Raw genomic sequence first — 5031 nt, 5'->3', positions numbered from 1 at the left:
CAACTGCCTCTTGGCAGAAGTATGTATATTAATCATTAATTGACAACCTTTGGGTTGCTTGTCAGTACTGCTTTTTGTACTAACAAACACCTTAAAGGTTGTCTTTTTTGTTTTCAAAAAGAACGGAAATAGTAAACATTAACTTGAAAGGAGAACTTATATGAACATTCATCTATTTGAGAAAGACGATCTATATTTCACCGCTGAGTTGTACGAAACATCTAACAAAGGCCTACGTTATGTCGATGGTGTAGAAGACGTTAATCGTGATGTGGCTGAAAGTTTCATGTTAGCCATCATTGAAGGTTATCGTCTTGATCGAAACACTAAAGTATTTGTTTACATCATCCAAGACGGACTGGTCAAAGATGCTCAACAAAAAACAGTTGGTGACTATTTAGATTGCGTAGAAGATGTACCAAACAATTGGAAAGAATATTGGAGGGTTTAATATGAGTATGAACAATTGCACATGTGTTTTCACAGAGGACACTCAACGTCGATTAGAAGACGGTGAAGGTGTCTTTTTTAATGAAGATACGGGCGATTACTATGACTCTAAACTTCGTTTATTAGTTGAGTGTTTTCGAAGAGGTATGCGTAAACAAGCTATAGTTGAAGCTCTAGACATTGAGAATGATGAAGTACCATTTGCAGGCTATATTTATTGGACAGCATTTGACGGAGATCCTTGTCCTGTGTGTGAACCTGCATCTCTTGTTAGCTATGACAAACAGCTAACCTCTTAGTAACAAACAAACTATTTTTGAAAGGGTTGATTTGATGAGTTCAGTATTAAATAACGTCAATAAGAAGGATATTTATGAGTTGGCCAAAAAACTTAACGAGCACACACAAATTCCTAATCAGTATTTTGAAATAGGTTCCCTGTTTCTAGTCAATAGATCGTTTTCAAGTGATCCAGACCGCTTCCAAGAATATGCGGTTTATAAACGTGATGCTTTTGGAAATGGAGTGGAATTTGAGAGTGTGACTGTTAATGTTCATGATGATGGCGGTCAATCGTTAGGGGACTGGTTATTAAATTGGGAGCGCATTCCGTTTCATGAATGTCGTCACCCTATTTCCGGGACATTGCTTAGCGAGTATTCACCTATTCCAGCTAAAAACTTTGAGTTCTATAAAAATGAATTCAAAAAGTTTCAACAAACGTATTAAAGTGTACGGATCAGTCTTTCAAAATGGAAGACTGATTTAGTATGAGAGGTTTCATTTTAAAAAACAACCAACATATGGGAGAGTGTTTTATCATGTTTGAATCAGTTGTAGATCTTATTAAAATGTTAATCGAAGGTGAAAACTTAAGTGAATCCATTATTGCTATTGGTTTAATAGCTTTAACAATTTTTATAACTAAAAAATTAATTACTATGGTCAGCAACATAGTAAGTAGTGATTTAGAGAATGCACTTCGTACACCTGCTCAAATACTTTCGAGAGAAGTAGATATTATTATCTTAAGTTCACTTATTATTTCAAGTATTGTGGCTACCTATTCAGAAGATAACTTCTTTATAGAAGGTAATACTTTAAACGAAGATTTTGTAGCAGTATGGTGTATGACATTTGTACTATCGATTCTTGTAGTTGGGTTAATATTAAAACTAATAGTACCACTTATTAAAAAGTTCCTTTGGAAGAGTTCTACAGAGTATATAATACAATTTCAGGATACAGAATATAAAATTCTTGAGGTTCACAATGATGGGGTTATTGAATTAGTCGAAAGATACGATCAAACAAGAATCAAGTTGATTCCGAAAGACGAGTTTTCATCAATCGATATTATAAAAGTAAAGAGCAAAAGTAAACCAGGGAATTCTAATAAACTACCTAGCTTATTTAAGAGAGGAGATCATTAAATGAAAAATCTACTTAAAATACACACAGAATGGGCAAAAAAATCAAGACAGGAATTTAAAGAAAGTAAACATTATCATTCTTATATAGGAGAAAATTTTTTTGTAAGGGAAAATGGTGATGTTTGGGTTCATGATATTGGATATTTTAGGCAAGCAGTTACACCCATACATGATTATGAGGATTACAAAAAAGCAGTAAGTTCGAAAGCTATTTAAGTTTACAAGAAGCGGTTTTTTCCGCTTCTTTTTTTATGCTCTCGATGGCGAATAACAGCAGATTAAACAGGTTATTTTTAGTATTTTGTTATAAAATAGTTGAAAAGTGCATAAATGATGTGTACAATAGTATCAAATTAATAGATAATATTGGTAAGTAACACAAGAGAGGTGATTAAATGATACAGCCGAGCTTTAAAACCAACATCATTGCGTTAATGTTTGGAGCGATTGTATTTGGAACGGAATTTTTTCAAACGTTTAATTTGCTAACACCCTTAACCATGATAGTCGGGGGTTGGACAGGCTTAACGCTATTATATGGTGGTTTGTTTTTTTGGGATCGTTTCACAAATATTATATCGGCATTAGCTGTTTGGTTTATCCCGGTCTCATTTTTTGTCTTTTTGTTTTTCGCTTTCTTTTATGGATTATTCATGTCATTACCTAAGTTTGCCATGATAACATACCGTGAAATAAAGTTTAGACAGCATCAATCAGTTTAAAGGAGCGACAACGTTATGCTTGAATGGATCATTATCATTATAGTGAGTGGCTATTTGCTTCTAGCAGCCTTTGCATTAATAGACTTATTACCTGTTCATCTGATGATGCATATTAACGTAGGACCAAGATTTAATATACTTGCTAAATTTGTATTTTTACTTATTGGGGCTGCTTTTTGGGATGTAATACGCTATGTCTTATTTGATACATTCACCATTGTCACGATATGGGAATCCATACTTCCAAATTAATGAAGAATGAATATAAGACCCATTATGTGAAGGAGAAAAGTAATTATGGTGATATATGAAATTGAATATGAAATACCACCTTTAAGAGCGATTTATCGTCATGGAGTCGGTGCAGTTGATGAAGAAACTGCAATTAAGAAGTTTAAGGCGAACAATCCGAAAGCCAAGATACGAAAAGTGAAAGTAAGGCAAGAGTATTGAACATTACGACACCAAAATGCATCAGACGGAAAATGTGCAATAAAAAACCCCTCGATATTGAGGGATTAAAGTAGATAATCAGCATATCTGTAAGCTTCATCTTTGTCTGTAAAGTATTTTTCACCATCTGCAACACCATCATATTCATAAGCAACGCTATAAACGATACCATTAATTTTTGAAACAACAATTTTTTGATCACCTTCATCACGACCTACAACGCTATCATTATTAGCGTTTATCTCTTTGATCACTTCAATTTTTTCAATATCTTCTGTATTAATAGTAACCGTATTGAAAGTAGGTAAAGTGAAGTGCTCAGCATAATAATCGTTTAATGCTTTAATCGTTTTGAATTTTGCATTTGCTAAATCTGATTTTCCGTTTCTTAAATCTCGTACCGTTTGTTCTGCTACTCCTGTTTGTTTAGCGATTTCATAAGTGCTTAATTTCTTATTAAATAACGCTTGAACATTTTCTAACATAATTAACATCTCCTTTTGATTTGTTAATTATATGATGCAACGGTTGACCGTGTTAGTCAACAAAAAATATGTGATATTTCTGAAAAAAATTACGCAATTCGAGTCTATCGTGTATGTCAGATTTTAATTCACGAAAAGAAGACAGAGGAGGATTACAATGAAAACACTTGTTGTTAATTTAGGCGAAATAACTATTTTATCAGACGTAAGAGATGTTGTGGACCATGATCACATTCTCACATCACTAGACCGTCATGCAGAAGGAGACTGGGGGAATGTTTCTTATGAGGATAAAATGGTGAATGAAGCGGCTTTACGTAACGATAATATGTTGTTATCAGCATACGATTACGAAGGTCAAACTTATTATATTAAAACAAATGCTGAAAGAACGGTAACAAAAGTTACATTGAAAGCTTAAACGAATAAACGATAACAAACATCTAGAAAAGAAGGGTTATGGATGGAAACAATTCGAGATTTATCTCACTTGGAACGTAAACTCATAACGATTATCCAGAATAGCAATCGAAAAGGAATTTCCCCATCGTTAGTGATGTTAATGAGAAGAACAGGAAGGACAGAAGAGGATATTAGGATAACATTAAAAGACCTCATTCGTCGAAAATGGTTAGCCGTTCACAATCAACATCTCGTCGTCTTAAAAAGACTATATTAATATTTAATCACTTAGCGACATTGAGTAGGTGCTATCACGATTACAACAACACAGTTAGAAAGGGAGTCTATCATGTATTTTGAACTATCAGTCTTTAAAAAAGGACAGCATTTATTCTCTACAGATGAACGTAGTATCCAAAATGAAGCGCAGCTTAAATATATTCTTAAAGAGTTTAAACAACTGAATGATATTGACTCATTAATATAAGAAAAGGTGATGGAGAATGGAACAATTGTCTTTATATGACTTTATTCAAAAAGAAGAAGATCCGTTATATCAAAAACTATCTTCAGTGACTGAATCAACGTCCATGACGGTAGAAGCTTATCATATATCTATTAATGAGGCTAAGTTCTATGAAATAACCTCGGATGATGAGCATGTAGCCGCTTCTGATTTAGAAGATTGCTATAACAAGTTAACATCGCTACTTACGACGTATTAATGATTTACATGGTAGTGTATTTGAACGAAGAATTAAACCAATATACCCTATAATCGGATATCATGTGCATGTGCAAATAAAATAAAGTTGTACACTATGTAAAGGGGGTACATGAAGCGACATTAGACATACGAGATTGATTGACAGAATCACAGTATTATATCGTCATTTATTGTAATATCAGTTACGATAGTTTATGATTTAATTGTACAGATCACAACTTTAAAGACACTTAGTATATAACTTAATTGTCCAGGATATAACCTAATTGTTAAGTTTAAAACTCAATTATATAACCAACAACTGTTAAATGACATTTGGGTGTTTTATAACATTTGTATAAAAAGCTCTATATCAAGGG

13 protein-coding genes are annotated in these 5031 nt (G+C 33.1%); 12 read left to right on the top strand and 1 reads right to left on the bottom strand.

Features of this window, described 5'->3' with window-relative positions; translation table 11 throughout:
* Positions 1 to 160: 160 nt before the first annotated feature.
* From ACTWQB_RS16610 to ACTWQB_RS16575, 8 genes are all read left to right on the top strand, one after another.
* Positions 161 to 451, top strand: coding sequence for a hypothetical protein (locus tag ACTWQB_RS16610; protein ID WP_443140281.1), 291 nt, complete (start codon positions 161 to 163; stop codon positions 449 to 451).
* A gap of 1 nt (position 452) precedes the next feature.
* Positions 453 to 749: a hypothetical protein gene (locus ACTWQB_RS16605; protein WP_443140280.1), complete on the top strand. Its 297-nt coding sequence runs from the start codon at positions 453 to 455 to the stop codon at positions 747 to 749.
* A 34-nt stretch (positions 750 to 783) separates the two neighbouring features.
* The gene (locus ACTWQB_RS16600; RefSeq protein WP_443140279.1) at positions 784 to 1179 is read left to right on the top strand and encodes a hypothetical protein; all 396 of its coding nucleotides are present in this window, start codon (positions 784 to 786) and stop codon (positions 1177 to 1179) included.
* 92 nt (positions 1180 to 1271) lie between these two features.
* Positions 1272 to 1883, top strand: coding sequence for a hypothetical protein (locus tag ACTWQB_RS16595; RefSeq protein WP_443140278.1), 612 nt, complete (start codon positions 1272 to 1274; stop codon positions 1881 to 1883).
* A complete protein-coding gene (locus ACTWQB_RS16590; protein ID WP_443140277.1) occupies positions 1884 to 2099 on the top strand; it encodes a hypothetical protein in 216 nt (71 codons plus the stop codon).
* Between the two features lie 179 nt (positions 2100 to 2278).
* On the top strand, positions 2279 to 2605 hold the full coding sequence (locus tag ACTWQB_RS16585) for a hypothetical protein (RefSeq protein WP_443140276.1): 327 nt from the start codon (positions 2279 to 2281) through the stop codon (positions 2603 to 2605).
* 15 nt (positions 2606 to 2620) lie between these two features.
* On the top strand, positions 2621 to 2857 hold the full coding sequence (locus tag ACTWQB_RS16580; RefSeq protein WP_443140275.1) for a hypothetical protein: 237 nt from the start codon (positions 2621 to 2623) through the stop codon (positions 2855 to 2857).
* A gap of 45 nt (positions 2858 to 2902) precedes the next feature.
* Positions 2903 to 3058, top strand: a complete 156-nt coding sequence (locus tag ACTWQB_RS16575; protein ID WP_443140274.1) for a hypothetical protein — start codon at positions 2903 to 2905, stop codon at positions 3056 to 3058.
* A 65-nt stretch (positions 3059 to 3123) separates the two neighbouring features.
* Here the strand turns inward: ACTWQB_RS16575 and ACTWQB_RS16570 are convergent, their stop codons facing one another.
* Entirely contained in the window at positions 3124 to 3543 is a 420-nt protein-coding gene (locus ACTWQB_RS16570; RefSeq protein WP_443140273.1) for a hypothetical protein, read from the bottom strand.
* 157 nt (positions 3544 to 3700) lie between these two features.
* Between ACTWQB_RS16570 and ACTWQB_RS16565 the strand changes: the two genes are divergently transcribed.
* From ACTWQB_RS16565 to ACTWQB_RS16550, 4 genes are all read left to right on the top strand, one after another.
* Positions 3701 to 3964, top strand: coding sequence for a hypothetical protein (locus ACTWQB_RS16565; RefSeq protein ID WP_443140272.1), 264 nt, complete (start codon positions 3701 to 3703; stop codon positions 3962 to 3964).
* 42 nt (positions 3965 to 4006) lie between these two features.
* A complete protein-coding gene (locus ACTWQB_RS16560; RefSeq protein WP_443140271.1) occupies positions 4007 to 4222 on the top strand; it encodes a hypothetical protein in 216 nt (71 codons plus the stop codon).
* A gap of 72 nt (positions 4223 to 4294) precedes the next feature.
* Positions 4295 to 4432, top strand: coding sequence for a hypothetical protein (locus tag ACTWQB_RS16555; protein WP_443140270.1), 138 nt, complete (start codon positions 4295 to 4297; stop codon positions 4430 to 4432).
* A 16-nt stretch (positions 4433 to 4448) separates the two neighbouring features.
* Positions 4449 to 4670, top strand: a complete 222-nt coding sequence (locus ACTWQB_RS16550) for a hypothetical protein (RefSeq protein ID WP_443140269.1) — start codon at positions 4449 to 4451, stop codon at positions 4668 to 4670.
* Positions 4671 to 5031: the final 361 nt, after the last annotated feature.

It is taken from the genome of Piscibacillus sp. B03 (genome assembly GCF_052246295.1).
GTDB lineage: Bacteria > Bacillota > Bacilli > Bacillales > Alkalibacillaceae > Piscibacillus.
Note: the sequence above shows the minus strand (reverse complement) of the source record. Positions and strands in the feature narration are given on the sequence as shown.